This window comes from Deinococcus koreensis (assembly GCF_002901445.1).
GTDB classification, from domain to species: domain Bacteria; phylum Deinococcota; class Deinococci; order Deinococcales; family Deinococcaceae; genus Deinococcus; species Deinococcus koreensis.
In genome coordinates this window covers 33,953-60,159 of record NZ_PPPD01000004.1, presented here as the reverse complement: position 1 = coordinate 60,159, position 26,207 = coordinate 33,953, and the positions used below count along the sequence as shown (strand labels likewise).

At 64.7% G+C, this 26,207-nt stretch carries 29 protein-coding genes; 25 read left to right on the top strand and 4 right to left on the bottom strand.

Annotated elements, in window-relative coordinates; translation table 11 throughout:
- Positions 1–123 precede the first annotated feature (123 nt).
- The 4 genes from CVO96_RS19600 (at position 124) to CVO96_RS20845 (ending at position 2,579) form a co-directional block, all read left to right on the top strand.
- The gene (locus CVO96_RS19600; protein WP_243398526.1) at positions 124–807 is read left to right on the top strand and encodes a recombinase family protein; all 684 of its coding nucleotides are present in this window, start codon (positions 124–126) and stop codon (positions 805–807) included.
- Positions 808–952: 145 nt separating this feature from the next.
- Positions 953–1,528 carry a hypothetical protein gene (locus CVO96_RS20850; RefSeq protein WP_133161876.1) on the top strand — a complete coding sequence of 192 codons (576 nt, stop codon included), beginning with the start codon at positions 953–955 and terminating at the stop codon, positions 1,526–1,528.
- 86 nt (positions 1,529–1,614) lie between these two features.
- Entirely contained in the window at positions 1,615–2,214 is a 600-nt protein-coding gene (locus CVO96_RS19595; protein WP_103314159.1) for a ParA family protein, read from the top strand.
- Positions 2,211–2,579, top strand: coding sequence for a hypothetical protein (locus CVO96_RS20845; RefSeq protein ID WP_133161875.1), 369 nt, complete (start codon positions 2,211–2,213; stop codon positions 2,577–2,579). The genes CVO96_RS19595 and CVO96_RS20845 overlap by 4 nt, the downstream gene beginning before the upstream one ends.
- Before the next feature lie 966 nt (positions 2,580–3,545).
- Here CVO96_RS20845 and CVO96_RS19585 read toward each other — a convergent pair.
- Positions 3,546–3,824 carry a hypothetical protein gene (locus CVO96_RS19585; protein ID WP_103314157.1) on the bottom strand — a complete coding sequence of 93 codons (279 nt, stop codon included), beginning with the start codon at positions 3,822–3,824 and terminating at the stop codon, positions 3,546–3,548.
- Entirely contained in the window at positions 3,824–5,812 is a 1,989-nt protein-coding gene (locus CVO96_RS19580) for a hypothetical protein (protein ID WP_103314156.1), read from the bottom strand. The genes CVO96_RS19585 and CVO96_RS19580 overlap by 1 nt, the downstream gene beginning before the upstream one ends.
- Positions 5,813–5,908: 96 nt before the next feature.
- Here CVO96_RS19580 and CVO96_RS19575 point away from each other — a divergent pair, with 96 nt between their 5' ends.
- The 14 genes from CVO96_RS19575 to CVO96_RS20835 all read left to right on the top strand — a co-directional run bounded on the left by CVO96_RS19575 (position 5,909) and on the right by CVO96_RS20835 (position 17,409).
- Positions 5,909–6,247, top strand: a complete 339-nt coding sequence (locus CVO96_RS19575; protein ID WP_103314155.1) for a hypothetical protein — start codon at positions 5,909–5,911, stop codon at positions 6,245–6,247.
- Between the two features lie 13 nt (positions 6,248–6,260).
- Positions 6,261–6,722, top strand: a complete 462-nt coding sequence (locus CVO96_RS19570) for a hypothetical protein (RefSeq protein ID WP_133161874.1) — start codon at positions 6,261–6,263, stop codon at positions 6,720–6,722.
- On the top strand, positions 6,688–9,240 hold the full coding sequence (locus CVO96_RS19565; protein ID WP_165795458.1) for a TraC family protein: 2,553 nt from the start codon (positions 6,688–6,690) through the stop codon (positions 9,238–9,240). Before CVO96_RS19570 ends, CVO96_RS19565 begins: the two co-directional genes overlap by 35 nt.
- Positions 9,237–10,256, top strand: coding sequence for a hypothetical protein (locus tag CVO96_RS19560; protein WP_133161873.1), 1,020 nt, complete (start codon positions 9,237–9,239; stop codon positions 10,254–10,256). The genes CVO96_RS19565 and CVO96_RS19560 overlap by 4 nt, the downstream gene beginning before the upstream one ends.
- Positions 10,253–11,566, top strand: a complete 1,314-nt coding sequence (locus tag CVO96_RS19555; RefSeq protein ID WP_103314151.1) for a hypothetical protein — start codon at positions 10,253–10,255, stop codon at positions 11,564–11,566. Before CVO96_RS19560 ends, CVO96_RS19555 begins: the two co-directional genes overlap by 4 nt.
- Positions 11,563–12,045, top strand: coding sequence for a phospholipase D-like domain-containing protein (locus CVO96_RS19550; protein ID WP_103314150.1), 483 nt, complete (start codon positions 11,563–11,565; stop codon positions 12,043–12,045). Before CVO96_RS19555 ends, CVO96_RS19550 begins: the two co-directional genes overlap by 4 nt.
- A complete protein-coding gene (locus tag CVO96_RS19545; RefSeq protein WP_103314149.1) occupies positions 12,042–12,332 on the top strand; it encodes a hypothetical protein in 291 nt (96 codons plus the stop codon). Before CVO96_RS19550 ends, CVO96_RS19545 begins: the two co-directional genes overlap by 4 nt.
- The gene (locus CVO96_RS19540) at positions 12,329–13,261 is read left to right on the top strand and encodes an ATP-binding protein (protein ID WP_103314148.1); all 933 of its coding nucleotides are present in this window, start codon (positions 12,329–12,331) and stop codon (positions 13,259–13,261) included. The genes CVO96_RS19545 and CVO96_RS19540 overlap by 4 nt, the downstream gene beginning before the upstream one ends.
- 97 nt (positions 13,262–13,358) lie before the next feature.
- Positions 13,359–13,811, top strand: a complete 453-nt coding sequence (locus CVO96_RS19535; protein WP_133161872.1) for a hypothetical protein — start codon at positions 13,359–13,361, stop codon at positions 13,809–13,811.
- Positions 13,812–13,861: 50 nt separating this feature from the next.
- Positions 13,862–13,996 (top strand): hypothetical protein, encoded by a 135-nt coding sequence (locus CVO96_RS21635; RefSeq protein ID WP_279327027.1) that lies wholly within the window; start codon positions 13,862–13,864, stop codon positions 13,994–13,996.
- 660 nt (positions 13,997–14,656) lie between these two features.
- The gene (locus tag CVO96_RS20840) at positions 14,657–14,842 is read left to right on the top strand and encodes a hypothetical protein (protein ID WP_133161871.1); all 186 of its coding nucleotides are present in this window, start codon (positions 14,657–14,659) and stop codon (positions 14,840–14,842) included.
- Positions 14,839–15,168, top strand: a complete 330-nt coding sequence (locus CVO96_RS19530; RefSeq protein WP_103314146.1) for a thioredoxin family protein — start codon at positions 14,839–14,841, stop codon at positions 15,166–15,168. Before CVO96_RS20840 ends, CVO96_RS19530 begins: the two co-directional genes overlap by 4 nt.
- Before the next feature lie 2 nt (positions 15,169–15,170).
- The gene (locus tag CVO96_RS19525) at positions 15,171–16,856 is read left to right on the top strand and encodes a hypothetical protein (protein ID WP_103314145.1); all 1,686 of its coding nucleotides are present in this window, start codon (positions 15,171–15,173) and stop codon (positions 16,854–16,856) included.
- A 7-nt stretch (positions 16,857–16,863) separates the two neighbouring features.
- The gene (locus CVO96_RS20835) at positions 16,864–17,409 is read left to right on the top strand and encodes a hypothetical protein (RefSeq protein ID WP_133161870.1); all 546 of its coding nucleotides are present in this window, start codon (positions 16,864–16,866) and stop codon (positions 17,407–17,409) included.
- An 881-nt stretch (positions 17,410–18,290) separates the two neighbouring features.
- Here the strand turns inward: CVO96_RS20835 and CVO96_RS19520 are convergent.
- Entirely contained in the window at positions 18,291–18,902 is a 612-nt protein-coding gene (locus tag CVO96_RS19520) for a hypothetical protein (RefSeq protein ID WP_133161869.1), read from the bottom strand.
- A gap of 237 nt (positions 18,903–19,139) precedes the next feature.
- Here CVO96_RS19520 and CVO96_RS21190 point away from each other — a divergent pair, with 237 nt between their 5' ends.
- On the top strand, positions 19,140–19,289 hold the full coding sequence (locus CVO96_RS21190) for a hypothetical protein (protein ID WP_165795457.1): 150 nt from the start codon (positions 19,140–19,142) through the stop codon (positions 19,287–19,289).
- Between the two features lie 199 nt (positions 19,290–19,488).
- Here CVO96_RS21190 and CVO96_RS19510 read toward each other — a convergent pair whose 3' ends face one another.
- Positions 19,489–20,424, bottom strand: a complete 936-nt coding sequence (locus tag CVO96_RS19510; protein WP_103314238.1) for a tyrosine-type recombinase/integrase — start codon at positions 20,422–20,424, stop codon at positions 19,489–19,491.
- A gap of 258 nt (positions 20,425–20,682) precedes the next feature.
- On the opposite strand from CVO96_RS19510, the gene CVO96_RS19505 reads away from it, so the two are divergent.
- The 6 genes from CVO96_RS19505 (at position 20,683) to CVO96_RS19475 (ending at position 26,136) form a co-directional block, all read left to right on the top strand.
- Positions 20,683–21,069 (top strand): helix-turn-helix domain-containing protein, encoded by a 387-nt coding sequence (locus CVO96_RS19505; protein ID WP_103314142.1) that lies wholly within the window; start codon positions 20,683–20,685, stop codon positions 21,067–21,069.
- A gap of 35 nt (positions 21,070–21,104) precedes the next feature.
- On the top strand, positions 21,105–21,647 hold the full coding sequence (locus CVO96_RS19500) for a VapC50 family PIN domain-containing toxin (RefSeq protein ID WP_207795393.1): 543 nt from the start codon (positions 21,105–21,107) through the stop codon (positions 21,645–21,647).
- Positions 21,648–21,909: 262 nt separating this feature from the next.
- Complete coding sequence (locus CVO96_RS19495; RefSeq protein ID WP_103314140.1) at positions 21,910–22,521, top strand: ParA family protein; 612 nt, start codon at positions 21,910–21,912, stop codon at positions 22,519–22,521.
- Positions 22,518–22,790, top strand: coding sequence for a hypothetical protein (locus CVO96_RS19490; RefSeq protein ID WP_103314139.1), 273 nt, complete (start codon positions 22,518–22,520; stop codon positions 22,788–22,790). Before CVO96_RS19495 ends, CVO96_RS19490 begins: the two co-directional genes overlap by 4 nt.
- Positions 22,791–23,276: 486 nt before the next feature.
- Positions 23,277–24,284: a LacI family DNA-binding transcriptional regulator gene (locus tag CVO96_RS19480; RefSeq protein WP_103314138.1), complete on the top strand. Its 1,008-nt coding sequence runs from the start codon at positions 23,277–23,279 to the stop codon at positions 24,282–24,284.
- A 91-nt stretch (positions 24,285–24,375) separates the two neighbouring features.
- Positions 24,376–26,136: a glycoside hydrolase family 13 protein gene (locus CVO96_RS19475; RefSeq protein WP_103314137.1), complete on the top strand. Its 1,761-nt coding sequence runs from the start codon at positions 24,376–24,378 to the stop codon at positions 26,134–26,136.
- Positions 26,137–26,207: the final 71 nt, after the last annotated feature.

The following is a 26,207-nucleotide window of genomic DNA, read 5'->3' as shown; positions in this document are numbered from 1 at the left end:
CTTTCAGTTTAAGTGAGCGGGTTCTTGCCCTTCATACAGTGAGAAACCTCGTCCCAGTCGGTCTGGTGTGCCGGGCATACCAGAATTTCTGAATCGTGTATGCTTCCCTGTTACGCTCGCCTTGTGACCATCGCCGCCCTCCTGCCAGGCACCCCCACCGTCGCCTACTACCGCGTCTCCACCGTCAAGCAGGGCGCCTCCGGCCTGGGCCTGGAAGCCCAGCGCGCGGCCGTACAGGCGTTCGCCGCCGGTCGGGGCCTGGTGCTCGCCCAGGAGTTCACCGAGGTCGAGACGGGCACCCGCAAACGCCACCGCCCTCAGCTGGCCGCCGCCCTCGCCCAGAGCCGGCGCACAGGCGCCGTGCTGCTGATCGCCAAGCTGGATCGCCTGGCCAGGAACGTGGCCTTCGTGTCCGCTCTGATGGAGTCCGGGGTGCGATTCGTCGCGGTGGATATGCCCGAAGTCGACAACCTGACCATCCACGTGATGGCGGCCGTGGCCGAGCGGGAGGCGGCCTTGATTTCCCAGCGTACGAAGGCGGCCTTAGGGGCCGTGAAGGCGCGTGGGGTAGTGCTGGGCCAGCCCGAGAACCTGACCCACGCCGCGCAGGTCAAGGGCGCGGCCGTACAGCGTGAGGCGGCCCGTGAGGCTGAGCGCAAGGCGGCCGGCTATGTCCGGCTGCTTCGGGACTCCGGCGCCAGTCTGGCCCGGATCGCGGCCCGCCTGAATGCCGAGGGGCACACCACGCGGAGGGGCAAAGCGTTCACCGCTATGCAGGTCAGCCGGATACTGGAGCGGGCAACGTGATCAAGCAAAAACAAAACCTTTTAAACAGCCGTACGTCCAATTCATTCAGTAGACGCACGAAAAAATTTACTGATGATCGCTAAGCCAAACGACCTACACTGTCAAGTTGTGCAACTATCCCGATTCAGTCAACGTACTATCTTCTATGTTGATACTCACTCGGATGCGTGTTTGGTTTCGTAGAAATATTTATAGATCGGGCAAATCCAGAAAAGCTCTGTTAGATGTAAGAAATTTTATTCCCTTCTTGGGTATGGTTTATACCGCCATATTAACTTTATTTGCGGGTTTTGCGGGTTTTTGGGTAGTGTGGTATTTTATATTTCAATTAAGTGACAAAAAGATTAAAGAAATAAATTTTCTGCCTGAAAACTTGGACGTTGGGGCGTCATTGATACCATTCGGAATTTTAGCTTTCGGTGGCTTTATTTTAGCCGCACAGGGATCAATTAAAAATAATCAAGAGATGTCATATAGGTATGGATATGCAGGTAGAGCCCTGCTTAAAGGGTTTTATTTTTTAGGAATGACTTTCGTGTTGGCTATAGGCAATCGAATCTTAGATGAAAATACATTCTCTAAATTTCGCTTTGCTTCTCCATTGACGAATATTGTCGGTATGCTTGATGGATTTATGTATTTGAATGCGGCTATATCGATGTTTATCATCGTAGTCGGGCTCATGGCGTACATACGCACATTCTCACAGCATGAGGATTGACTCTCTCCAGGGCTGAGAATTCAATATAGCTAGCACTTCCGGCATACCGTCTCTTCCGGCACAACTCAGCTTATGCTGCTTGAAGCATGAAACGTATAGCGGTCACATCCGAGAAGGGGGGAGTAGGTAAATCTACTCTAGCTTTCAATCTTGCCGGCGCTCTGGCTGAGCGCGGCCGAGTTGCACTAGTGGACGAGGACACGCGGGTTCGTTCCTGCCTTCAGTGGGCGGAGCTGGCACCGGTGCCTTTTGAAGTCCTGTCCCCAGAGCAGGCAGGACAGGGAATCAAGGGCGCGGCATTCTTGATAGTGGACAGTGAGGGGCGGCCCGCCGTCGATGATCTGCTGGAGCTGGCCCGAACTTTCGACCAGGTACTCATTCCATGTGGCGTATCCAGACTGGAAGTTCAAAGCACACTGAACCTTTGGCGGCAACTGCGGGCCGGTGACGACCTGGCAGCAGTGCGCGTGGTTATCACCAAAGCCCCTCCAGTGGGCAGGGTGGGCCAGGAGGCACGGGACGCCCTCAGGGGCGCGGGTGTGACCTGTTTAGAGGCGGTGGTGAGGCGATGCGCAGCCCACGAGCGGGCGGCCGAGGCGGGCGGCCTGGTGCGGGATGTCCGAGACGACCGTGCCAGGGAAGCGTGGGCGGACATTCAAGCGGTGGCCCGAGAGGTGGTGGCATGACCCGTAAGGGAGGACGCTTCAGCTACGCAGCAGAGCCGGAAAAGACGGGAGAGCCGGAAGTGCTAGCAACGCCTACAGAGTTGAAGCGGGTTGGAGATTCAGCCAAAGCGGCTAGCGATCCACGGCACGCTCTTCAGAATCCAGCAGCCTATGCCCTGCCCCCACAGCGGAAGGGGAGACGAGAAGAGGACGGCACGGTGAAGCGTACCGATGTTCCCCGCGAGCAGCTCAACGTGCGCATTCGGCCCGAACTCAAGCGGGCCGCTGCTGGGCTGGCTGGGCTTGAGGGGATGACCCTGGGCGATGTGGTCGAAGCAGCCTTGATCGACTACATACGGCAGCACCAAGGCGACGAAAAGAGTTAGCACCTAGCGAGCGCGCCGCCGTACTACCACATCTAGTACCCTGTGGCGAAGGAAGATACCAGAGCTTGACCTATAACCCCTTCTTATGTTATTTACGTAGAAGGGAGGTGAGAACATGCCAACGAAAGGAAGTGCGAAGTCCACCAGGACGACGAACCACGATGCCGGAACGGGCCGATTCGTGACCGATAAGAAGGTCAAGGACAGCCCCAAGACGACCGTTAAAATCACGAACAAGAAGTAGAAAGTAGGCTGGGAAATGAATCTGCACGACGGGCCGCGCACTCGACGCGGCCATCTTTTTTGTCACCACGTCAGAAGATCTCTGGGGTTTGCCAGGGGGAGAAGTGAGTAACCCCCGGCCTTGCAGTCGGGGGTTGTCTTTGGACGAGCTGGGAACGCTATGGGCCGCACGAGAGCTTCAGGCTAGGTGAGGATCAGTTTGATGATCTCCACCAAGAGCTTCACGGCGAGCAGGACGGCGGAAACCGCCCCAGCCCAGGCCGTCACCAGTCGAGCCGTCAGACGACGGCGGCCCTGCGTGGTATGCTGCTTGTGCTTCGTAGAGAATCACCACCTTTCAGTGGCCCCGGTGCGGAAACACCGGGGTTTCCTCTTGCTGAGGACACGCCCTCTACGTCCCACTTGTCATGCAGCCCGTCCGTAGACCTGGTTATCCTACCGCGCCCGAACGACGTTCGCGTCTCGTTTTGGCCGACCACACAGGATCTGATTGAAGCTCAGGGTCGCTGTGTCGGTTCGGCTCTGGGAGCTGCGCTGATGGTGCCCGGGCTTGCTTCCGAATGGTTCGACCAAGTGCTGCATGAGCTCTACACACCAGGCCTTCGCACGAGCTGAGAAACGATGCCCCACCCGTCTCCCTCTTCTCATAATGAAGAAAGTCAGCAAGATACAAGGCTCTCCATGAGCGCCTTCTCTCAGTGGGCTGTGTCTGTCAATCTTTCGCTATGCACGCTGTGGGAGCAGCCGGCCAGCCACCGGCACCAGCAATGCGCCCAGGGCCAGGACGCCGGCCACCACCATCAAGGCGACCTGCGGCCACAGCAGGGCCTGGAACCGCGGGAAGGCGAAGAACCACAGCCCACCTGTGGCGCACGCGGCCCCCAGGGTCAGCGTCGAAGCGGGGCGGCCGGTCACCAGGAAGTGACGCAGGGCCCAGGCCGAGGCCGTGGACGCAGCCAGCAGCCACAGCACCGGCACCAGCGAGCGCAGGGGGCCCGTCATCAGCGGCCCTCCCCGCCCAGGCCCGCAATGACGATCAGGGGCACATTGCCCCTGACCGTGGCAATCCGGGTGACGCTCTGGGCGGTCTCCGGCATCCGGAAGGTGCTGCCGAGGCCGCCGAGCAGGGTCTGGGCCAGGGTCGCCACCGACGGCCCGGACAGGGTCAGGTTGTCCCCAAGGGTGATGCTGGTGCCCTGCGTCCTGGCCGCCGCCGCGACGTTCTGGACGTACGTGTTCAGGGCGTTGGCGCTGTTCTGCGCCGCGTCGAGGGCCAGCGTCGGGGCCACCACCTGGATCTGGGCCGCGAGACCCTGGGTCAGGCCGCCGGGGTCACGGGAGTACGCCAGGGCGTCGATCGCAAAGATGGTGCCGTCTGCGGCGACATACCGCCGGAACTGCATGTCCACCCGGGCCAGGGTGGCCTGGATGGTGGCCAGCCCGACGAACGAGCCGCCGTCCGGGGTCACGGCCACCACCGGCACCGACCCGCCGCCCGGAGTCCGAATGGCGGTCATCAGGGTGGCCGGCACCTGTTGCAGGGGTGCAAACGGGCCGGTCGCACCGATGGTGGACGCCGGGATGCTGGCCTCACTGCCGAACGGCGTCTCGGCGGGAAGGGTCTCCCCTGCGCCGGAGCCGACCGCCGCAGCCGCCACAGCCGGGCGGGGCGCGCGCTCGTACACCACGCCACTGGCAAACCCTGCGGTGTCCGGAGGTGGAGGCGCGGTCACAGGAATGGTGTCCCGCACCGTGCTGGAGGACAGGGTGCGGACGGCTGGCATGGACGGGGCCTCGGCACCCCCGGTGAACCGCGGGCTGTCGGCCGACTCCGGGGCATCCCCAGGGGCGGGCATCACGCGCAGGGCACCGAAGGCGGCGTTGACGTCCGGAGCCTCGCTGGCGCGGGTCAAGGCCGCGCCCCCATGGGCTGGAGGCGCGGGCCGGGCCGCAGCGGTCGAGGGAGGGGCCGGCCGGGCGGCCGCGACTGGCCGCGCTGCCGGGGCCCGCGTGGGGCGTGCCGGGGTCGGGGCCCAGGGGAGGGGCCGGGGGTCAGGTGGGGCGCCGAATGAGCCCCCAGGAGGCGCAGCGGGAGCCGGAGGGGTGGGCGGTTGCGGCGCGGGGGCGACGGTCACCGGGGTGAAGAGGGCCGGCGGCGGTCGGTCGGCCCTCCTCACGCGGCGTTCCGGCACGACCGGTGGGGGGGGCGGACTGGCCTCCGTACTCAAGGGCTTGAACGTGGTCGTCGAGCGGGCCGCTCCCCCCACCAGGCCGCCCGTGATGGCGCCGGGTTCGCGACCGGTGCGGGTCGTCGGGCCGCTGGGGCCGCCCACAGGCGCGGCAGGCTGAGGGTTCCGGGCCGCCTGCTGGGTACGGAAGCGGGCCAGGGCCTCGCGGGACTTCACCAGGGCGGCCTCGGATTCGGCGGTGGGTGTGGCCCCTGTGGGTGTGGTGCGCTTCCCGGGGGCCACTGGCGTGGTCTGCGCGCTGGAGGCCATCTCCGGCGCGGCGGCCAGCCGGGGCAGGGCGTACACCGCCGTCAGGAGGGCCCCGGAGAGCAGCAGGCCGAGCATGCCGTAGAGGGGCGCCTTGCGCTTGTCGGCGACCCAGCGGCCCTCCGGTGTCCGGCGCATGAAGAGCAGGCGGCGCGTGGCCCGCCTGCGTTCCCGGCGCTGGGCCGCGCGCGACGAGGGCAGATCCAGCCCCTGCCGCAGGCGGCGGGTGGCGGCCACCAGCGCCAGGGCCAGCGGGGGGTTCCGGGCGTGGAGGGTCGCCAGGAAGGGCGGAAACTCGGCGCTGTCCGGCTCGGGGATCTCGCCCAGGCCGGCCCCGGCCACCCCAGGCTCGAAGTGCCGCTTCACGTCCAGCCAGGAGGAGCACGTCCCAGCGGGCCGCTCCCCCGGGGCGGCGCCCTCCGCCGCGTCCTCAGGGGAGGTGAGGGAGCGGGCCTGAGGGCGGGCGGCCTCATGTCCAGGCTGAGGATCGGTCATGCCCACATGCTAGCCAATTTCCTGATAGTTATGTTACTGTCAGGTCATCGGACGGCCGAGAGCGGCCTCCGGCACACCACCGTGGGGGGATCAGGCATGACCGCGACCGTCCAGGCATACACCACCTCGTTCGTCCTCCTCGCGCTGACCACCCTTGGCCGGGCCGTCGCTCAGGGCACGCCAGGCGGGGCCCCGACGGTGGGCACCACCCCGGAAGCCGTGTTCAAGACGCTGGGCTGCTGGGTGGTCAAGGTGCTCAGCAGCCCCGTCCTGGTGGCGGTGGCCGGGGGCGTGCTGCTGCTGGTGTTCGGCTGGGGCAAGATTTTCGGTGAGATGAATGCCTTCCAGTCCTTCAAGAACGGGATCATCGGCGTGGTGATCGTGCTGGTGTCTGCCGGCGTCTCCACCACGCTCTTCGGGGCGGGCTGCGCCTGAGGAGGGACAACCAGTGACCCACGACGCCGTTCGGCAGGGCCAGGGCCCGCTTCGCCACCGGTGTTTCATGACCAGCGGGCGATGCGGGTTCATTTCCTATTTCGACTTCTCCGACGTCCTGGTGATCGGAGGCACGTTCTACCTCTCCACCATGCTTGCGGCCAAGCTCTTCGTCAGTCCGCCGCCCAAGCTGCTGCTGACCCTGGGAATGGTGGCCCTGGCCTGGACGCTCAACTTCACCGTCAAGAAGCGGCTGTTGCCCTCCCCCGGCATCGTGGAGCACGCGGTCAACTGGTGGTTCGGCGGCATCGATGCCTATGAACCGGACGTGGACCACCACCCCGTGCCCCTGCTGGTGACGCGCGAACTGCAGGTCGGCACCGCCGTGACCACCGCGGCCAGAGCGCTCAAGCCCGGGCGGCCCGTGAGGAGGAAGCGTGGTGTTCACCCATCCGCACACGCCAGGGAACAGTAACGGCGGCGCAGGACGAAAAAACCTCAACACGCAGCTGGACTACTGGGATCTGCACGAGAACATCGTCATCCTCAAGGGCGGGCGACTCGTGTACGGGGTGTACTTCGAGCCCCCCTCCCACCTCCACTTCACCGAGGACGACCTGGTGAGGCGCCAGAGCACCCTGAAGAGTGTCTTTGACCTGGCCGTTCCCGACGGCGAGACCTTCCGCACGTACACCAGTCTGCGCGGCGCGCTGGAGGAGGAGATCCTCGACACCCGCCGCGCCGCCGAGGGCTGTCCAGATGGAGTGCTGAGGGCACTCACCCTCGCCCGCGCCGAGCTGCTGGAGCACAAGATCCTGAGTGGCGAGGTGGCCCACTGGCGCTTTTTCGCCACGGCGACGGTGACCCTCCCCGGGCGGTTCACCATCGACGAGCCGCCCAGCCCCCAGGAGCTCCAGCACGCCATCCAGACCGCGCAGGGCTGGCAGACCACCACGGTGGCGCAGCTCACGGCCGCAGGCTTCGCGGCCCGCCCCATGGGCCAGCAGGACGTCTTTTCCGAGATGTTTTCCTGGTTCAATCCCGGCTGGCCGGTGGCCCCCGCCTTCGTTCCGCAGGCCCAGCGCCGCGTGCACAGCCTGCGCCGGGGCCGGCCCGACCACCTGACCCTCACCCGGCAACTCGGCTGCACCCGGATCGACAACCTGCACGCGGCCGGCCCCATCCTGGGCGACCGGTACGTCGAGGTGCTGAGCCTGGGTCGCCTGCCGGAGTACACCGAGACGGGCTACCTGAAGCACCTCACGGATGGCCTGCACGGCACGGTTTACGTGGTGGTCGAGGCGACCCGGGAGAATGACTACGACGTCAGCACCGAGCTGGAGAAGAAAAAGGGCGACCTCTGGACGCGGGTGCGGGCGCCGGGCGTCATCCCCACCGGCAAGGCGGCCAACCTGCTGACCGAGGTCGAGGCCGCCCAGCGCCTGGAAGGGGTCGAGAGCCGCTTCGAGGCGGGGGTCAGCGTGGTGCTGATCGCGGGCAGCCCACACGAGCTGGAACGTCTGAAGCGGGTGGCGCGCGGCAACGTCACCCGGCTGAGGGGCGGCACGCCCATCAGCTACGGCTTTCAGTCCGTGGCCCAGTATTTCGCCCTGGCCCCCTTCAGCGGGTACCAGTCCGCCTTTCTGTTCCAGCCCTACACCGCCAACCTCATTGACCTGTTCCCGCCCGTGGCCCCCTGGAAGGGCTTTGAGGAGGGCGCGATCACCTTCCAGAGCCGCGACGGGTCGCTGGTGAAGTTCGACCTGTTCACCAGTCGTACCCGGACGGCCCACTTCGCCATCTTTGCCCCCTCCGGCAGCGGGAAGACCGTGCTGGCCCTGAGCCTGTACAGCGCCCACCTGACGAAATACCCCGACTCGGTGCTGGTGGTGTCCGACGCCAAACAGGATTTCGCGTACTTCTTCAGGGCCCTGAGCGACCACGCCATCATCAACTTCGGCTACGAGTCCGACACTCGGTGGAACATTCTCGACCTGCCCGCAGGCATGGAGGAGCCGGACGGCACGAAACTCTCGGCCCTGATCTCCTTCACGCGCCTGTTCGTGGAGCGGCCAGCAGACGCCAGGGCCGCGGACTACGAGGATGTGGCGATCAGCGAGGCGATGCTGGCGACCTACAAGCAGTTCCGGCACGAGGAGCGCCGGCCGCAGATCAGCGATGTGCAGCGCATGTTGAGCACCATCGGCACCTACACGGACACGGGCAAGACCATGGAGCTGCCGGTGCTGGACGCGGCCCGCAGTGTCGCCATCCGGCTGCGCAAAGCCCTGGGGTCAAGTCCCATCGCCCCTTTCGTGGATTGTCAGTCCAACACCACCATCACCGCGAGGCGCCTCTACCTCACCACCTGCGGGATTCCCGAGGACGATGAGCTGATGCGCCGCGTCGCCCACCACATCGTCAAGAGCGTCATGTGGAGCACGGCCAAGACCTACCCCCGCCACGTCAAGAAGTTCATTTTCATTGACGAGTTCGAACATCAGATCCAGACCGAACAGGAGGTGAAGGACATGTTGCAGATGCTGCGGGTGTTTCGCAGCTTTGGCGTCAGTCTCGGCATCGCCACTCAGGATCCGGCCGCCTCGGCCTCCTTCGGTGCCTTGAAGGACAGCTTCTCGCATCTCTTCGTTGGGGGCTACTCGAAAGGGGCGGCGCTCGGCACGGCGGATCGGCCGGGCGTGGTCGAGATCCTGGGGCTGCCCCAGGTCATGGCCACCACCTTACCGGAACTGAACACCGTGCAGGGCCGATACTCGGAATTCGCGCTGCTGGTTGGGGAGAACGCTGAGCGCCCTTCGGGGGAGCGGTCGGGCGACATTATTCGGCTGGAGGAGAGCACGCTGGCCCTGTGGCTCTTTAACAGCCATGCCCACGAGGTCGCCCGCAAGGACAGGTACGTCGAAGCGGCGGGAGGGGACGTGCTCCAGGGCGTCCGCACCCTGGTGAGCGAGCTGTCCGGAGGTGACTCATGAGACGCCGCGTGCTGGGCGTGATGCTCCTGGCCGGTGCCGGTCAGGCAGGGGCGGCCGGCTGGGAGGATCTGGGTGGGCTGCTGAATAAGGCCTGCAGTGTCAATACGGTCGGTGGCGTGCCCATCGACACCGGTGACAACCTGAGATGGGTCTGCCAGCTGCGCGCCATGCACCTCTTTATCTCGGACAACCTCATCAACGGGGACTGGTCAGGCTTTGCCCAAGACGTCATCGGCCGCTCCGCCAGCGACTACCTGAACCACCTCGGCGAATATCTGGGTGTCGGAGCCCTCAACGCCTCCACCGAGGAGCTGGGCGAGGCGCTGCGGGGCGATTACGCCACGTTTCGCCGCACCATGTACGGCGCGGTCGCCAGCATCATGAAGTCCCGGCGCGACGTGAACGAGGGCTCGGCCCGGGACACGGCGGGCGGGATTGCGCAGACGGCCATCAATGCCAATCCCACCCTGACTCTGAGCACCCGCGCGGCGCGGCTTCAGGACGCTCTGGACGCCACCCGGGGCTTGGATGCCGCCTACAAGGCCAGGAAGGCCCAGGAGGAAGCGGCGGGAGCGCTGGAGGCCAATACGGCACCGGCCCTGGCCAGCGCGGCCGCCGTGGTGGGCGTGCCGGGCCAGGAGGGCCGGGCCGACGCCTTCGCACGGGATGCGGCCACGGCGGTCAGTGCCCGCGAGGTGGCCGAACTGCAGGTCAGGCTGGACGCCGAACAGATGAAGCAGGACGCGACCTTCTCGGTGGCCCTGCTCAACCAGCTGGGCGAGCTGGTGCAGCAGCAGGTCATGACCAACACCCAGCTGATGCTGGAGCGCCGGAGTCGCGAGGAGGACATGCTGTCCGCCGAAGAGGAGGTCAACCAGGAACTCGAGGCGCTGGCCCAGGAAAACCTGGACGCCGCCATCGAATACGGCAAGGCGATCACCGGCGCCTACGCCAACGCCGAGTCTGTCCTGAGCGGAACGGAGGGCGGGCTGGACTTCGGGGAGGTGGTGCCGTGAAGTGGGTGGGGGTGATGGTGTCCCTCACGCTGCTGCTGGGCCTGTCGTTCGGCGGCGCCGCCGACGTCGAGGCGAACATCGACGCCACGCACCAAGCCGTGCAGACCTACGTGACCAGGAGCGTCGGCACGTTCGAACAGTTTCAGAACTTCACGCTGGGCAATCCGGGCCAGAAGCTACACGAGGTCGCCGCCCGCGCCAAGGCTGCCGGCCTGCCCGCCGTGGTGCTGGGCGTGGCCACGACCATCGCGCTGATTGGCTTCCTGCTCAGGGGCTGGGCCGTCGTGACCGGAGGGGACGGGGCGAGCAAGCGCGGCGTCTTCGTGCAGGTGGCGTTCGTGGCTGCCTTGCTCAGCGTCTCGTTCAACAACAGCGCCAACCTGAGTGTCAGTTACACGGCCATGACGAGCTGGGACAACGCCGTGAGGTGGAGCAACCAGAACTTCAGCGGGGCTATGGACGACAAGCTGCGGGAGTCGAGCGCCATCATGGTGGGCGTCCTGGGCAAGGTGGCCGTGACCGCCACGACCTTCGCGGCGCCCCAGCTGCGCGCCATCGGGGCGGTCTCAACGAAGGCCGCCCGCGGCGCCGTGCTGAAGACGACGGCGGCCAAGGCGGGTGGGGTCATGCAGAAGATCGGGGCGAGACTCACCTTCTCCCTGCTGTTCATGCAGGGCCTGGTCATTGCCTACGCCAACATCATCTTCATTTCTGGCCTTGCGGTGCTGCTGGGCATTTACCTGTTCCCGATCGGCGTGGCCCTCACGCTGTGGGGGCAGACGAAGGTGGTGTGGATGATCTTCGGCAGCTTTCTGTCGGCCTGGATGATCGCCCTCGCCCTGCCCCTGGTCACGTATCTGTCCATCGACAAGGTGTTCGTGGAGCCGGCGCGCATGGCGGCGCAGTACGAGCAGGAGCTGGGGGTGGTCGCCAAGATCAGCGGCACGCAATCGGTGCTCGTGGGCGAGCAGTTTGACAGCGCGGTGGACGACGTCACCACAGCCTGCGAGCAGCAGCAGGAGGCCGATCCCACCGTCTCCTGCATGTCCGACGGTGGCACCGGCCTGCTCAAGGGCGTGTGGAAGTCTGTGAACCGCACCCTGAACAGCAGTCTGGAGGTGTTCAAGCAGACGGTGGGCCGCCTGGTGGACACCATCGTGTCCCTCGCCATCCAGGTGGTCTACGGCGTCGCCTACTACATCTTCGCCATCGGGGCGATGTTCGCCCTCTCTGGGTACGTCACCAACGTGCTGGGGGGCGCGGCCACCAACCTGGGCAACGCGATCAAGGGGCGCGTCCCCTCCCGATGAGGCGCCTGGCCGCCCTCCTGCTGGCCCTGACGGGGAGTGCGCACGCTGCTCCCTATGACGACCTGCTGCTGGCGTTGGAGCGGGCGCAGCGCCGCATCCTGATCTTCGCCCCGAGCCTCTCCGATGTGGTGCTGGCCGAGGCGATCCGGCGCGCCCGGCTCGACCCCAACCGCACGGTTCAGGTGCGCGTGCTGTCCGTGCCGTTCTACACCTACCAGCCGAAGAGCGTGATGCTCTCGCTCGCGCTGGCCGGGGTGCCGGTCTACGAAGCCCAGGTGCCGTCCACGGAAGGGGTGGTCGTCGTGGACGATCAGGGGTGGAGGGGGGACGCGCTGGGCCGGCGGACCCACACGCCCCTCAGGCCCATGAGCCCGGGCGAGATCAACCGCTTCCTGGGCTGGTTCAGGGGCCGCCTGAGTGGGGCCAACGTCCTGACCCAGGTCGAAGCGTTCGAGCGACTCAGGAAGGTGACCCCATGACGGACTCCGACGGGACCGCCCCGGTCGTGCAGGGTGACGTTCCCCGCACGAACAGGCTGCCGGTACCCACCACCGCCTACACGGTGTTCCTGCTGATGCTCAGTCTGGGAGGGCTGAGCGTGGCTTTCGTTGATCCCAAGGGCCTGGTTCTGCTGGTCGTGGTGCTGGCCTACGCGGCCCATGTCCGCCTGCTGCTCACGGGCCGCGCCGAGCAGCGCCGCACGAACGAGCTGCTGGAGGAGCTGCTGGACGCCCCAGGCCCGTTCCTGCCCCGGCGCTCACCATGACTGGTGACGGTCAAGACCGCGTACTGGCCGACTACGAGCGCCTGCTCAGACTCCTGCCCACCGACATCCGGCAGGTGCTCCGGCCCGTCATCCACGACACGGAGGAGGTCAAGCTGCGCTTTGGCCTGCCCCTCAAGATCAAGCACCACGGCACCTGGCACAAGTACCCGGGAGTCGTGGTCGACCAGCACCACCTGACCGACTTCCGCAGCCGCATCGACGGGATCCGCGACGACAACCGCGCCGGAATCGACGGCACCGGCCACCGGATCAGCCGGGTGCCCAGCGCCGACGGGAAGGGGACGGACGGCTTCACCATCCGCGTGGCGCGGTTCTTCAGTGGGTTGGCGGCGTGGCTGCGGCCCTCCCTGCACCAGGCCCCGAGCCTGCTCATCGTGGGACGGGCGGGCAAGGGGAAAAGCACCATCCTGCGGGACGTGGCCCGCCTTCTGGGGGAGCAGTGGGACGCCAACGTGACGGTCGTGGACACGTCGAACGAGGTGGCCGGCGACGGGCGAATTCCGCACCCTGGCATCGGGGAATGCGACCGCTACTTCGTGCCGGTCAAGGCCCGGCAGCACGAGGTGATGCTGGAGGTCATCGCCAACAACAGCTGCCACATCCTCGTGATCGACGAGGTGCAGACCCGGGAGGAGGCCGAGACCCTGCGGCACCTGTCCGTGAAGGCCGAGGTCGTGGCGACGACCCACGGCGATGACCTCACGCACGTGGTCAGGAACGGGCCGCTGGGGGCGCTCTTTTACCCCACACCGATCTTCCGATGGGCGCTGCACGTCCGCGAGCTCGGGGTCTATGATCTGTACGATCTACGCGAGGCCGTCTGCGCCCTGCAGGCCGGTCGACCCCCTACCCCTGTGGCGTCGTGTGGGGCGCGCCTGCAGCCCGTGGAACCGGCCACGGTTCACTGACTGGAGGTGCACGGTGCGAAGGACACGGATCGCCCGGCTCCCACTGCTCAGCCTCGCGTTGGGTGGGTGCGGCCCCCAGGAACCGGATGACGCCACCATGGGCCGGGTCGTCCGCGAGCGGATGGGCGGGCCGACACCCATCTGCCTGCTTCAGTATGTGCACCTCGAACCGGCCGCGCGCCTTCCCGTGGATGAGGAGACGGCCCGGCAAGTGGTGGATCTGGGGTCGCTGGGCCTGGTTCAGGTCGAGCAGGCCGGCGAGGCGGTCGTGCTGCATGCCACCGCCAGGGCGCAGCCGTTCGTGCGAGGGGGCCAACTCTGTCTGGCGCAGTACCGCTCCGGCGAGCTGAAGTCCCTGGCCGACAGGACGGTGACGGCCGGCGGCCGGACGACGCTGGTGGCCCACATCACCCCGGTCGTCGAGCCGGCGCCGAACGTGCCGCCGCACTGGCTGGCCGGCCTCTCCAGTCTCAAGGCCATCCGGGGGATGACCGCCGAGATGGTCAAAACCAGCACGGGGTGGAGGGCCGTCAGTGACAGTCTGGACTGAGGATTCACACGGGGGGTGAACGGGTGGGGATCGTCTGGGCGGTGGTGGCCATGCTCGCGGCAGTGGCGAGGGCGGCCGTGTGGGTCATCGAGCAGGCCGCCGAGAACATGAAGGCACTACTCGTTCAGAGGTTCGAACGGCAGGCCACTGAAGACCAGGACGATGGCGACGACACGGATCCATGACCACCGCAGCGACCGTCTGGAGTGGGCACGCCACGCGGCGAACCCAACAGGTGTCCGGGTTTTTTGGATGCGGGATGTGCGTCCGGGGGCGACGGCGGCTCGCGCGGCACGTCCCCAGCAGCGGCCGGTACCCCCAAGGCAGGCCGGTTCGTGGCCTCCGGGATCGAAGCGACCATGTCCTCCGCGTGTGGCCGGGCATCCGTGTCAAGAGCGCACTGAACCACCGCGAGATGCGGAGTCCTCGCCGGACGGGCAGCCGCCGGAGAACAGGTCAGGGAGGGGCGCCGACCTGTTCTCCGGCCTGCGGCCTCCAGGATTCGGGAGGGCCTGTGCTGTCAACGGCGACCCCGCGAGGGGGGCGGCCAGAAGGCCGCACCGTTGACAGGCGAGCGCTGAAGCAGAAGTACAGATCAGGGGTAAGCAAAGCTGGGGCGGAGGGTTGGAGGCCAAGGAGCCGCCAGGGGGGGTACACCGGGAGGAGTTCCTCTGCTTTCCTCTCCCCTCACCCGCGCAGTGGCTGGGAGTCGCTGGAAACGATTGAATGACCTTTCGCCCGTCTATCCAGTGGAAACTCGGCCAACAAATCGCCAACAGTTCACCCACAAAGGCCCAGCGACTGGTACGGTCAATACCAGCTCAACATTCTGCAAAGGAGGCACTATGAAGAAGATTTCGGTCGCCATGCTCCTGATGCTGTTGAACACCTGGCCCATATCGCTTGCCCCTGGAGCGACGGCGCAGACATCTTCGGTGCTGACACCGACCTCTAAATTGGCCTGGGGATGGGGATGCCGGCCTATCTGTATCGACCGTGAAAGGATCCTAACCAAGCTGTCCATCGGATGAACGAGATTGAGGCCTTGACCGACGCCTCGTTCAGTCAGCGAGTGGAGGCTGGCGGAAACTGGGTGGTGTACTTCTGGTCGGCAGACTGCCGCCCCTGCGCTGTTGTGGAGCCTGTGATCCGCGACCTAGCCCAGCTGCATGCTTCAATCCTTCAGGTGGGTTCGGTGGATGTTGACAGCGAACTGCGGACGGCGCTGAGCAACCGGGTGATGGGTGTGCCCACAGTCATCCTCTACAAGGACGGACTACCGGTCGAATACCTCTATTCGACCTATCCACCCGTCGTTTACCACCAGAAAGTTGAGGAGCACCTGCTTCACCCTTAGCCATGACCACGGTTCTGATCCCTGACACCGAGATGCTGAGATCGCCCTCGATCTTTGAGCGATGGGTGCGGGATCTACGTCAGCAGAACTGCTCCTACGAGCAGATGGCGGCGCCCCTGAGTCGGGAACCGAGTGACATTGCCCAACTTCGGGCAGCCCGCTTGCTGGCCAACGTCGCTCAGGATCACCGGAGATTGCTGCACTCCTGCTTAACGACCTGTCTGCTGTCGGACGACTTGGCGATCTGTATGTACGCCAAAGCGTTGGTTGTGGAGTCAGATCTGTGGGACGAACACGGCAATGATGCCTTCGCAGGCCCGTCACTGGTGGACGCCCTCAGGCAGCTCAATCAACTGGCTCAGCGGGATGCATTCACCCTCGAGGCCACATGCCAGGTGTTGAATGTCCTGAGCCTGTTGAGCTTGGAGACCAGGGCGTATCAGGATGGTCAAGCGTTCGCCAGTGAAGGTCTCGTTTTGGCCGTCCCGCTTGAGGTGCATACTCTGTCGATCAATCTCCGCCTTAACCATGGGCTGGCGTGCCTCCGAATGGGTCAACTCGATCAGGCTCAGGCTGACTATCGCGCTGTCCTGAGCGATCCACATGCTGGGCCAACGGCTCGAATTTTTGCCATGCTCAACTCGTCGGCGCTCCATGCCATGCACGGCGAGATCAAGGTCGCCTTGACGCAGTTTGCGAAAGTTGAGGATCATCGTCCTGGGCATGCTGTTGCACAGGTAGGGACTCAATACATCCTGGCCCTGCGCGGTGAACTTTCGTCCGATGAAGAGATTATCCCCTGCCCCGACCACAACTATGACCGGATTACGCTGGCCCTTTCGTTGCTGCAAAGCGCAGAGCGCATGGGACGACGGACGTTAATCGTGGACGCTCTCGATGTTCTCAAGGCCTGGCGTCCAAGAGCTGAATCGCTGGTGCCCGTCGTCACCTGGGTGCAGACCGTCGCCCTCCTACGCCAGGGAAAACCGTTCCTGGCTGCGCAACGCATCGCTTCAGCCCGCCCCGTCCAGCCACTTTTCCAGGTACTCGTTCAGGCAGCCAAGCTGGACATTGCCCTGCACTTCGACGGGGTAGATCTCGAAGCCCCTGAGTTCCTGTCCCAAGAGCTTTCGGAGCAGCTGAGCCGGCTGGCGACCCGCGATGCCCGTGAGGGCGTCGCCGAACTGCTGATGTTGTGGCATCCATTGGCTTCGGCCTTTCTCGCGGTGTCACCCTATTCCACTCCAGAAATCATGGACGCGGCCCTGCCAGCGATCTTCGTAGACGGACGCCCAATTCAAATCTATGGACGGGCTGTGCCTTCGCGTTTGCCCTTCGTCCAAGTGACCCTTCAAGCGTTCGGCCTACCCTCCGAGATTGGTCGTGATCAGTCTGCTGAGCTCACGCGCCTTGACGCCGTCACCGTAATTTCATGGGGAAGACTCACCCGGCGCCTGCCCATCCTGCCGCCGGCCCTGTTGATCTATCACCTCATGCGAACTGGTGAAAATGCGGGGTCATTTTGGACGGCGGCGGCACGGGAACTCGCCCGAACTAATGGAACAATACCGACCACCCTGGGAAGTCATCTACGAAGCCAGCGCTCCAAGCTCCATAAACTTCTGGATCAACTCCTTCAGGGCGAGCTTTCCGCCAAGCAGTTTAAGCGCCATCTGGCCACCATTTAGGAGTCGCATGCCTAGTCTTGAGGATTACGTCCACGCCCGACTCGACGTGCTGGCTCGTTTGCGCCAAGGGGCCAGTCAGAGCGAATTGACATATTACGCTGGGGTAGAAGATTCGTATCGGAGATTGCTCGAATCTCCGCAGGGTGAATCACCTACCCTAAAGCACCGGCTCAGCCGGATTCTGGAGATGATCGCCCGTCTGGAATACGAGATGCGACAACCTCAGTTAGGGCAATACTGGCATACCTGGGCCAGGGAAGAACTCGCTCTGCTTCGCGGTCGGGCTGTTAAATTGGCCGGAACAGAAGGCCTCACTTTTGATGACTCTGCTATCACCTTGACTGACGACGATTATCGACTTCAAGACCTCAGGGAATCTCTAGAGACGCGCCTGGAAGAGATCGAAAGTTTATCTAGTCTGATCCGGTCAAAAATTGAAAAAAGTGGTACTAGCGCTGCTTGTCAAAGATTAGAAGAGATTAGAGAGGAAAAAGCGCAGATTGAGCAGCAATTGAGGAGCATTATGCAGAACAATGAATCATATTCAAGGTGATTTGAAATCATTGCACAAAGCAGTCTGTGAAAATGATTCTCCGATGTAATAGCTGTTTTGGCGCGACGCGTTGCTCTAATTTTCATTTAAAAAAGCAACTAATTTCATTATAGAAGTATGTTTTTGATTGTTTTTATCCGAAAATATATATTTGAAGGTTGATAGGGGAAGCGATAAGAGTGAAGAGTCGGCTCTCGAGGAGATGAGTTGCCAGCTGGTGAATTTCAGTGTACTGCGTCAGCCAACTTTAGCAACGTGCGATAACCGTTTTTTGAACCTGTTGGACATATGTTGGTGACGTGCCAGGGTCGTGTTGGTGAGCGGCCCGGTTCCCTCGGCTAGCCTACGGCCAAGCACGGCCTGTGCGGTTGAAATCAACAGCCATGCCGAAGGCGATGGGGGATGGGCACAATGTTATCAAGGTACGTCAAGATCTTGAGATCGGAAACAGTCACCCCGCGACTCATGGCCCCGAAGCGCTCAAGTCAATCGCGGCCGCCCATGAAGTCGGCCGATCTGCTGATCCAACTATTGGCTCGAGCAGTGCAACTTCACGATTATTCAGGTCAAGTTGAGCCCGAGGCTCCCCTCTGTCACGACCGGCTAGCGCACCTGTCAGCGCAGTTTGATCGGGCACACGAGCGGGCGCTGGCGCTCGGACTCCCCGTGCGTGCGCGCCAGGACGTGTGCTGGGCCAACCGCGTGTATCAGGTGGTACTGACCGATGACGGCCTGGAGTATCAGCCCCGGTCTAGCTGCTGACGCTGCGGGCTGAGAGAAGCGGCTGTGCCCGACCGGGGACATTCACAGGGATCGGTTGGATCCCCTTTCCACTGGCCCAGGCGAATATTCATTCCGACCGGGCTGAGGCCGCGACCCACCTACGGCAGGGTGACGGGCGAGTGCACCCCACCGTCAGGCCGGGGCAGTGCGAACAGCCGCAGGCGCTGGCGATCCAGCGGCCGACTGCCCCGGGCAGGCGCATACAGCACCTGCTCCAGCTCGCGTAAGGCCTCAGGCGTGAGGTAGGTATACAGCTGCATCTCGCTGTAGGCTTCCGTGTCAATCAACGCCTTATAGAGCCGGCGCAGCGCAGCGAACGCGTACCCATCGTGTTGCGCCAGCACCAGGATCGCCTCGTCGCCTCGCCGGTAAACGATCGAGCGCTTGCGGGCCGTCAGATCCAGACTGATCCCCTGCGCTTCGAGCCGCTGCCCCACGTCTCGCAGGCAGACGGCGTTCATCAGACCGTCGTCCGTCGGGGTAAAGGCCCCGGCCAGACCGGCCAGCCTGCGGCCCTGATGAAGGAGGTAGAGCACCGGGCCGAGGGCGGTGTCTCGCTCGGCGCAGACCTTCCGGCGCCTCGCATCCACGAGTAAGGCGGCGTCGTAGCGCCTGGCGGCCTCCGCCGTGAGCAGCGCGCCAAATCGCTTGATGTCCTGCGCCAGCGGGGCGAAGGCGGCGGTGCGGTAAACCTTGATCGGGTCGGCCATAAGGGTGAGGGTGTCCATCGTGCACCCGTGTCGAAGGTGCCTCGATGCACAGTCTTAGGGACTGTACCATCTGCCGTCCATGACCTGGCTCTGTGCTGTGTCATCCTCACCCAGAGCGCGGGCGCGGGCTGTCATCAACGATTCCCGGCGGATGACGCTCTTCCTGCCCAGATCCTGCGCGCCCACACCCAGGGCCAGGCCTGGACTCAGGACATCGCCCACATCGTTGCCTGCGTCATGCACGACGTCCAGCACGAGGCGGCGCTGGGCGCCCAGGTACATGCGCCGGCCGCAGTGGTGGTGAACTGTCTGCGGAACCGCGGACTGCTGGACGCGCTGCGGAATAGTGCGGCGACGCAGGCGGGGAAGCGGTCGAGAGCGGCGTGAACCAAGGTTGGTTCTCCGTGAATATCACCGTCGAGGTGCTGCAATGAACCGCCCCTGGCCTTCCGCCCCCACCGGCGAACCCCACGACCCACGCGCTCAGCGGGTGGGTCAGCGCCGGGCAGCGCCCGCAGGGGACGAGCCGTAGATACCTGGCCTCTTTCGTCCAGGGGAGTCCAGATGTCCCGACCGGGACTGTTGATCACCAGCCGGCCACCCGGCGCCGCAAGCCCTCGTCACTCCACTTCGCGTAGATTCTCGCCGTCTCGAGCGCCGAGTGCCCGAGGTGCCGCGCCACGTCATCCAGGGACGCGCCCTCGCGGGTCAACCGCGTGCCGGCGTAATGCCGCAGGGCGTGGTGGCCCCGGTACGGCACCGCCGCCCGGACACAGAGTCGCTGGAGCCGCTCGACCGCCGCCGGGTAACTGCCGCCGATCACTTGTGCCTGCCTGGGCAGATTCTGCAGCGCGCCGATCAGGCTCTCCCCCACCGCGACCCGCCGCTGCTTGCCCCCCTTGCCGTGCCGGACGGTCAACTCCCGCGCGTCCAGGCGCACGTCGTCCCAGGTCAGGGCCAGGGCCTCACTGACCCGCAGGCCCCCGTGGGCACACAGCAGGAGTAGCGCCCGCATCCGGGGATCCGCCGCCGCGACCAGGGCCTGAACTTCATCGTGTGTGTACGGGACGCGCTTTTCCCAGGCGGCCGTCTTCTCCCGTACGGGTTTGACGTCGGCGAACGGCGCGGCTTCGGTTGCTCCCGCCCAGCGCAGCGCCGAGTACAGCAGCCGCACGCCGGCGAGCTGCACGCGGGTGCTCGACGGGCTAAGCCCCTCTGCTTCGACTGAGCGCACGAAGCGCACCCCGTCGCTGGAGGTGGCCCGCAGCAGGTTCACGGCCTGGGTGCCCGCGTAGTTCAGGTAGCGGTTGACCGCCCAGCGGTAGGCCTTCAGGGTGCGGGGACTGGTCGCCGTGCCGCTCGCGCCGTGCAGGGTGAGGTACGCCTCGGTCACGCCCCACAGCGCTTCCCCGTCCTGATCTCGGCTCGCCTCCGCTGCCCGGCGTCTCCTCTCTTCAGGGTTGAGGTCAGTCCACCCCCGGGCGCGGTCGAAGGCCCGCTCTTGATACCGTTCGATCGTCATCCCCATACCCCCTAGATAACATACATTAACTATGGGGTATGCCTGATATCGGCCCCCACTCTCCTTGCAGCAGATGTCTACAGAGGTTCTGGTAAGACCGATTACCAGAAGGATCGGGAAGGAACCGGGCAGATCTGGGGAAGGAAGACGAGGAGTGAGTCTAAACATCAGAATCATGAATCTCAGGCTCGAAGCCATGAAAGGGTCAGGCCGGATTCGTTCGGTTCGTTCGTTTCGTATACTGAACCCGGAGGCCCCATGACCGCACCCTTCCTACCCACCCCCGAAGACACCCGCGCCGCCCGCGCCCACCTCGAACAACTCCGTACCCAGACCGTCGGAATGTCTGAGCGCCTCACCGCCCTGCTCAGCGACGTGCTCACCCCCCTCGCTGCGGGCAAGGCTGTTCAGGTGAACGCCCTGGACGCCGAGATCACCACCCAGCAGGCCGCTGAGCTGTTGAACGTCAGCCGCCCGTACGTCGTCAAGCTCGTCGAGGCCGGCGATCTCCCCCACCGCAAGGTCGGCCCCCGCCGCCGCCTGCACCTCGAGGACGTCCTCGCCTACCGCGCCCGCCTGGACGCGTCCCGGCAGGCCGCGCTCCAGGCACTGGCCGACGACCTGCAGGACATGGGCCAGGGTTGACCCCCGCTCCACCGATTGTTCTCTGCGACGCCTGCGTGCTCTACCCCTCGCTCATTCGCAATCTACTGATGCACCTGGCCGTGTCCGGACTCGTCGCCGCTCGCTGGACGGACGAGATCCAGGACGAATGGATTCGTAACCTGCTGGCCGCTCGGCCCGACCTGAGTGCCGAGCGGCTCCAGCGCACCCGGCGGTTCATGGAGCAGGCGGTTCCGGACGCCCAGGTGACGGGGTACGAGGGCATTGTCCCGTCGCTGTCGCTGCCGGATGCTGACGACCGGCACGTCCTTGCGGCCGCCATCCATGCCGGGGCCGAGTTCCTCGTGACCTTCAATCTCAAGGACTTCCCAGTCGCTGCCCTGCACTCCCTGGACGTCCTGACTCCGGATGGCCTGGTGTGTCGTCTCCTGGACAGCAGTCCGGAGGCGACCGTGGACGCCGTGGAAGGGTTAAGGATCACGCTGAGACAGCCGGCCTACCCACCGGCCGAGTTTCTGGAACGGCTGGAGCGGGTCGGTCTCCCTGAAGCGGCGCGCCGATTGCAGACCCACCATGACCTGTTGGCGGACGACCGCTGAAAGTACCCGCTACGTCTCCCCTCTTCAGGTGCCAGATTCTGCTGCCCGTCGTAGATAGCTGTGCGTGACTTCTGCCTGGATGAGCGTGCAGACTTTTGCGCCAGCACAATGATGCACTTCTGACATTATGCACAGCTGAAAATATAATGGAAGCGAAATTCGTCGTCTCTATCAACAATCTATACGTGTGTATATAATTCTGCACAGCTGAAAGAATGTACTTTCAGTGGTCTGCCCGGGCGTCAGTGTGTACAGTTGAAGCATGATCATCACGGTTGCCGGATTCAAGGGCGGGGTCGCCAAGACGACCACCGCCGTCCACCTCGCCGCCTACCTGCAGGCCCTGGGGCCGACGCTGCTCGTCGACGGCGACGCCAACCGCAGCGCCTCGCTCTGGGCCTCGCACGGGGGCCTGAATTTCACGGTCGTCCCCGAGGCCCAAGCGATGAAGCACGCGAGGCAGTTCGAGCACATCGTCATCGACACCGGCGCGCGCCCGAGCGGCGACGAGCTGCGCGACCTCGTGGGGGGCTGCGACCTGCTCGTGCTGCCCACCAACCCCGAGGCGATGAGCCTGGACGCCTTGCTCCAGACCACCGAGGCGTTGCAGAACCTTGGAGGTCAGTACCGCATCCTGCTTACCCTGGTGCCGCCCAGTCCATCACGGGAAGGAGAGGAAGCCCGCGCCCTGTTGGAAGGGGAGAGGTTGCCCGTCATGCGCGCGGCCATCCGTCAGACCTCAGCCTTCCGTCATGCCAGCGCGCAGGGCGTGCCGGTGTACGCCATCAAGGGCTCGCGCTCGGCCAAGGTGGCCTGGTGGGACTATGAGCGTGCGGCCGCGGAGATCGTCACGGCGGTAGGGGAGAGGGCATGACCGGCAGCAAGTTCTCCGGCCTGAAAGCGATGCGCGATCGGCGGGCTCAAGAAGAGGACGATCAGGCCTCAGCGCTCACGCCCATCCTTGAGGAGCCCCGCCGGAAAGTCGGGCGACCGCCAGGCAAGCGCTCGAATCCGGAGTACCAGCAGGTCACCGTGCTGCTGCACGGACAGACGTATCTGGAAGCGCGCAAACGGCTGCTGGACGAGCGCAAGGAAGTCAGTGACCTCATCAACGAACTGCTGACCGAATGGTTAAAACGCTGAAAGTATAGAATTATGCACAGGTGAAATGGTATACTTTCATCCAAGACATTCTAGATGAAGTGTGAGCGTGTGCAAGAAAGTACGTTACGGTCTGCGATCCCCAGGCGCGCCGGTCGGTTCGCGCTCACCGCCGCGTAGCTGCGAACCTCCTCGGTCGACCGCTGCTGCCCGGAGAGGTGATGCACCACGTCGACGGCACCTCGCTGAACAATGACCCAGAGAACTGACTGGTACTTCGCAGCCACGTCATCACGCGTCTCTGGAGGGATACCTCCGCCGAGTACGACGCGGCCAGCCCACCCTGTTTCCTGCACTCCTGGAGGCCTGTCGTCAAGGGATCGAGGGTACCCTCTTCCAGTACGTGGCCTCAACGGAGTTCATATGTCGGTTGGTGTCCCCCGTTGTCATTCATCGATATCCCGCCCTGATCCCTTCTCACGCCCCGTCTTGACACTCGACCTGTAAACGCTTACAGTTGACGCACCGATGGAACCGACAATCAAAGACGTGTCGAGGCGAGCGAACGTCTCGACGGCCACCGTGTCGCGTGTCCTGAACGGAGAACGCTGGGTGGCCGAGGCCACCCGAGAAGCTGTGCTCAGAGCCGTGCAGGAACTGAACTATAAACCCAACGCCGTCGCGCGCAGCCTGATAAACGCGCAGACCAAGACCCTGGCAATCCTCTTTCCCAAGGTCTCAGACATGTTCTCCGGCACCGTGCTGAGCGGAATAGAAGACGCCGCGCAGGCGCAGGGCTTCAGTGTGATCGTCTGCCGAACCGGTGGGGGCCGTGAGCGCACCCTGGAGTACCTGCAGGTACTCGCCGAGAAGCGGGTGGACGGCATCATCTTCGCCAGCGAAGTGCTGCGTGAGGAATACGCCGCCTTCATCCGCCGCCTGAACATCCCCCTGGTCGTCCTGTCCGGCGAGACCCAGGACGCCGCCATCCCCACCGTGCGCTGTGACGACCACCAGGCCGCCTATGCGGCGACCGGCTACCTGATCGGCCTGGGTCACGAGCGAATCGGCATGCTGTATGGTGGCGCGCACGAGACGCCCGAGCAGCACGGCCGCCTGCAGGGCTTCTTCGAGGCCCACCGTGACCATGGCCTGGCGGTCGACGAGGCGCAGGTGCTGCTGCAGCCAGGCTTCGCATTCAAGGACGGCCTGGAAGGCGCCCACACCCTGCTGGGCCGCCCCCTGAACCTGAGCGCGCTGTTCGCCAGCAGCGACGAACTGGCCCTCGGCGTGATCTCGGCCGCCTACCAGCGCGGCCTGCGGGTGCCTGACGATCTGAGCGTCATGGGCTTCGACGACCTGCCGCTGGCCGAGATGAGCGTCCCCCCGCTGACGACCGTGCGCCAGCCGCTATACGGCATGGGCCGGCGAGCCGCCACGATGCTGCTCGACCACATCCAGAGCGTCCAGCCGCTCGCCGGGAGCGCCGTGTTCCCGACCACCATCGTCGAGCGCCGGAGCGTGCGTCGGCTGTGAAAGGTCTCCGTCTTCTTAACTTGGCCTGTAAGCGTTTACATGGCGGAGCATTCCGTCCTCCACACGCTTTCCCACTCCGCAGGAGTCTCCCATGACCGATCAGCTCGCCCCCGCCCCCCTGACCTCCAGGCGCCCACGACCCGGGGAGCCGTGGTGGAAACAGAGCGTGATCTATCAGATCTACCCCCGCTCCTTCTCTGACTCCAACGGCGACGGGATCGGTGACCTCCAGGGCATCCGTGACCGGCTGGACTACCTGCAGACCCTCGGCGTGGACGTGCTGTGGCTGTGCCCGGTCTACCCCTCGCCCAACCGGGACGGAGGTTACGACATCAGCGACTACCGGGGCGTCGCGCCGGAGTTCGGCACGCTGGACGACTGGAAGGCGCTGGTAGCCGACCTGCACGCGCGGGACATGCGCCTGATCATGGATCTGGTCGTCAACCACACCTCGGACGAGCACCCCTGGTTCCAGCAGGCCCGGGCCTCAAAGGACAGTCCCTACCGCGACTACTACCTGTGGCGGCCCGCCCGGGAGGGCCGGGAACCCAGCAACTGGGGCTCGCACTTCGGCGGCCCGGCCTGGACGCTGGACGAGCCCAGCGGCGAGTACTACCTGCACCTGTTCTCGACCCACCAGCCGGATCTCAACTGGGACAACCCCCGCGTCCGCGCCGAAATTCACGACATGATGCGCTGGTGGCTGGATCTGGGCATCGACGGCTTCCGCATGGACACCATCAACATGCTCTCCAAGCCGCCGGCCTTCCCGGACGCCGCCGCCCGGGCCGGCGAGAGGTTTCCCGTGGCCTCCGAACATTTCATCCATGGCCCGCGCCTCTTCGAGTACCTCGCGGAGATGAAGGCCCAGGTGCTCGACCACTACGACGTCATGACGGTGGGGGAGACGCCAGACGTGACCCCCGAACATGGCTTGGCCTTCACCAACGCCGAGACCGGGCCGCTGAGCATGATCTTCGCCTTCGAGCTCATGCACCTCGACGCCGGGCACGCGCAGACCCAGCGAAAGTGGACGAAGGTGCCCTGGAGTCTCGCGGAGCTGCGGCAGATCACCACCCGCTGGCAGGCTGGCCTGCACGGCGTCGGGTGGAACAGCAACTTCCTGTCGAACCATGACGTGCCGCGCCTGGTCTCGCGCTTCGGCGACGACGGCGAGTTCCGCCTCGCCTCCGCGACCCTCCTGGCCACCTACCTGTTCGCCCTGCAGGGCACGCCGTATATCTACCAGGGCGACGAACTCGGCCTAACCAACGTGGCGTTCAGCGACATAGGCGAGTACCGCGACATCGACACTTTGAATTACTACCGGGAGCAGGTGAATGACCTGGGCCGTCCACCCGCCGAGGTGCTGGCCGAGATTCACGCCAAGGGACGCGACAACGCCCGCACGCCCATGCCCTGGACAGCGGAGCCGAACGGGGGCTTCACCAGCGGCACGCCCTGGATCGCCCTGAACCCCACCTACGGGCAGATCAACGCCCAGCAGGCCCTCGCGGATCCCGACTCCATCTACTGGTACTACCGCGACCTGATCCGGCTGCGTCACACGTACCCGGTGTTCGTGGACGGCCGCTACGACCTGCTGCTGCCCGATCACCAGACGGTGTTCGCCTTCACTCGCACCACCGACGACGAGCAGCTTCTGGTGCTCCTGAACTTCGGCCGGGAGGTCTGCGAACTGGACTGGCCCGGCCCTCCACCTCTGCCCACTATCCAGCTGCTGCTGGCGAACCTGCCCGGCGCGCAGCCTCCCCAATCCACGCTGACCCTCCGCCCCTACGAGGCGCGCCTCTATCACACGCGCACGCGGGCAGGTGATGGCTTGGAGTGAAACGGCTCGCCTGCCTGCCCGCCACCCGCCATACCCCGCCCGCCTGACGGTGGTGGGGATCCCCGATCACG

What these genes read in the sequence shown, in the direction of transcription:
- CVO96_RS19540 (WP_103314148.1), top strand. Translation starts at nt 12,329, where the DNA reads ATGACTGGTGACGGTCAAGACCGCGTACTGGCCGACTACGAGCGCCTG.
- CVO96_RS20835 (WP_133161870.1), top strand. Translation starts at nt 16,864, where the DNA reads ATGCCTAGTCTTGAGGATTACGTCCACGCCCGACTCGACGTGCTGGCT.
- CVO96_RS19580 (WP_103314156.1), bottom strand. Translation starts at nt 5,812, where the DNA reads ATGACCGATCCTCAGCCTGGACATGAGGCCGCCCGCCCTCAGGCCCGC.
- CVO96_RS19535 (WP_133161872.1), top strand. Translation starts at nt 13,359, where the DNA reads ATGGGCCGGGTCGTCCGCGAGCGGATGGGCGGGCCGACACCCATCTGC.
- CVO96_RS19595 (WP_103314159.1), top strand. Translation starts at nt 1,615, where the DNA reads ATGAAACGTATAGCGGTCACATCCGAGAAGGGGGGAGTAGGTAAATCT.
- CVO96_RS19490 (WP_103314139.1), top strand. Translation starts at nt 22,518, where the DNA reads ATGACCGGCAGCAAGTTCTCCGGCCTGAAAGCGATGCGCGATCGGCGG.
- CVO96_RS20845 (WP_133161875.1), top strand. Translation starts at nt 2,211, where the DNA reads ATGACCCGTAAGGGAGGACGCTTCAGCTACGCAGCAGAGCCGGAAAAG.
- CVO96_RS21190 (WP_165795457.1), top strand. Translation starts at nt 19,140, where the DNA reads ATGCACGACGTCCAGCACGAGGCGGCGCTGGGCGCCCAGGTACATGCG.
- CVO96_RS20840 (WP_133161871.1), top strand. Translation starts at nt 14,657, where the DNA reads ATGAAGAAGATTTCGGTCGCCATGCTCCTGATGCTGTTGAACACCTGG.
- CVO96_RS19510 (WP_103314238.1), bottom strand. Translation starts at nt 20,424, where the DNA reads ATGACGATCGAACGGTATCAAGAGCGGGCCTTCGACCGCGCCCGGGGG.
- CVO96_RS21635 (WP_279327027.1), top strand. Translation starts at nt 13,862, where the DNA reads ATGCTCGCGGCAGTGGCGAGGGCGGCCGTGTGGGTCATCGAGCAGGCC.
- CVO96_RS19495 (WP_103314140.1), top strand. Translation starts at nt 21,910, where the DNA reads ATGATCATCACGGTTGCCGGATTCAAGGGCGGGGTCGCCAAGACGACC.
- CVO96_RS19480 (WP_103314138.1), top strand. Translation starts at nt 23,277, where the DNA reads ATGGAACCGACAATCAAAGACGTGTCGAGGCGAGCGAACGTCTCGACG.
- CVO96_RS19520 (WP_133161869.1), bottom strand. Translation starts at nt 18,902, where the DNA reads ATGGCCGACCCGATCAAGGTTTACCGCACCGCCGCCTTCGCCCCGCTG.
- CVO96_RS19550 (WP_103314150.1), top strand. Translation starts at nt 11,563, where the DNA reads ATGAGGCGCCTGGCCGCCCTCCTGCTGGCCCTGACGGGGAGTGCGCAC.
- CVO96_RS19505 (WP_103314142.1), top strand. Translation starts at nt 20,683, where the DNA reads ATGACCGCACCCTTCCTACCCACCCCCGAAGACACCCGCGCCGCCCGC.
- CVO96_RS19525 (WP_103314145.1), top strand. Translation starts at nt 15,171, where the DNA reads ATGACCACGGTTCTGATCCCTGACACCGAGATGCTGAGATCGCCCTCG.
- CVO96_RS20850 (WP_133161876.1), top strand. Translation starts at nt 953, where the DNA reads ATGTTGATACTCACTCGGATGCGTGTTTGGTTTCGTAGAAATATTTAT.
- CVO96_RS19560 (WP_133161873.1), top strand. Translation starts at nt 9,237, where the DNA reads ATGAGACGCCGCGTGCTGGGCGTGATGCTCCTGGCCGGTGCCGGTCAG.
- CVO96_RS19530 (WP_103314146.1), top strand. Translation starts at nt 14,839, where the DNA reads ATGAACGAGATTGAGGCCTTGACCGACGCCTCGTTCAGTCAGCGAGTG.
- CVO96_RS19585 (WP_103314157.1), bottom strand. Translation starts at nt 3,824, where the DNA reads ATGACGGGCCCCCTGCGCTCGCTGGTGCCGGTGCTGTGGCTGCTGGCT.
- CVO96_RS19575 (WP_103314155.1), top strand. Translation starts at nt 5,909, where the DNA reads ATGACCGCGACCGTCCAGGCATACACCACCTCGTTCGTCCTCCTCGCG.
- CVO96_RS19475 (WP_103314137.1), top strand. Translation starts at nt 24,376, where the DNA reads ATGACCGATCAGCTCGCCCCCGCCCCCCTGACCTCCAGGCGCCCACGA.
- CVO96_RS19545 (WP_103314149.1), top strand. Translation starts at nt 12,042, where the DNA reads ATGACGGACTCCGACGGGACCGCCCCGGTCGTGCAGGGTGACGTTCCC.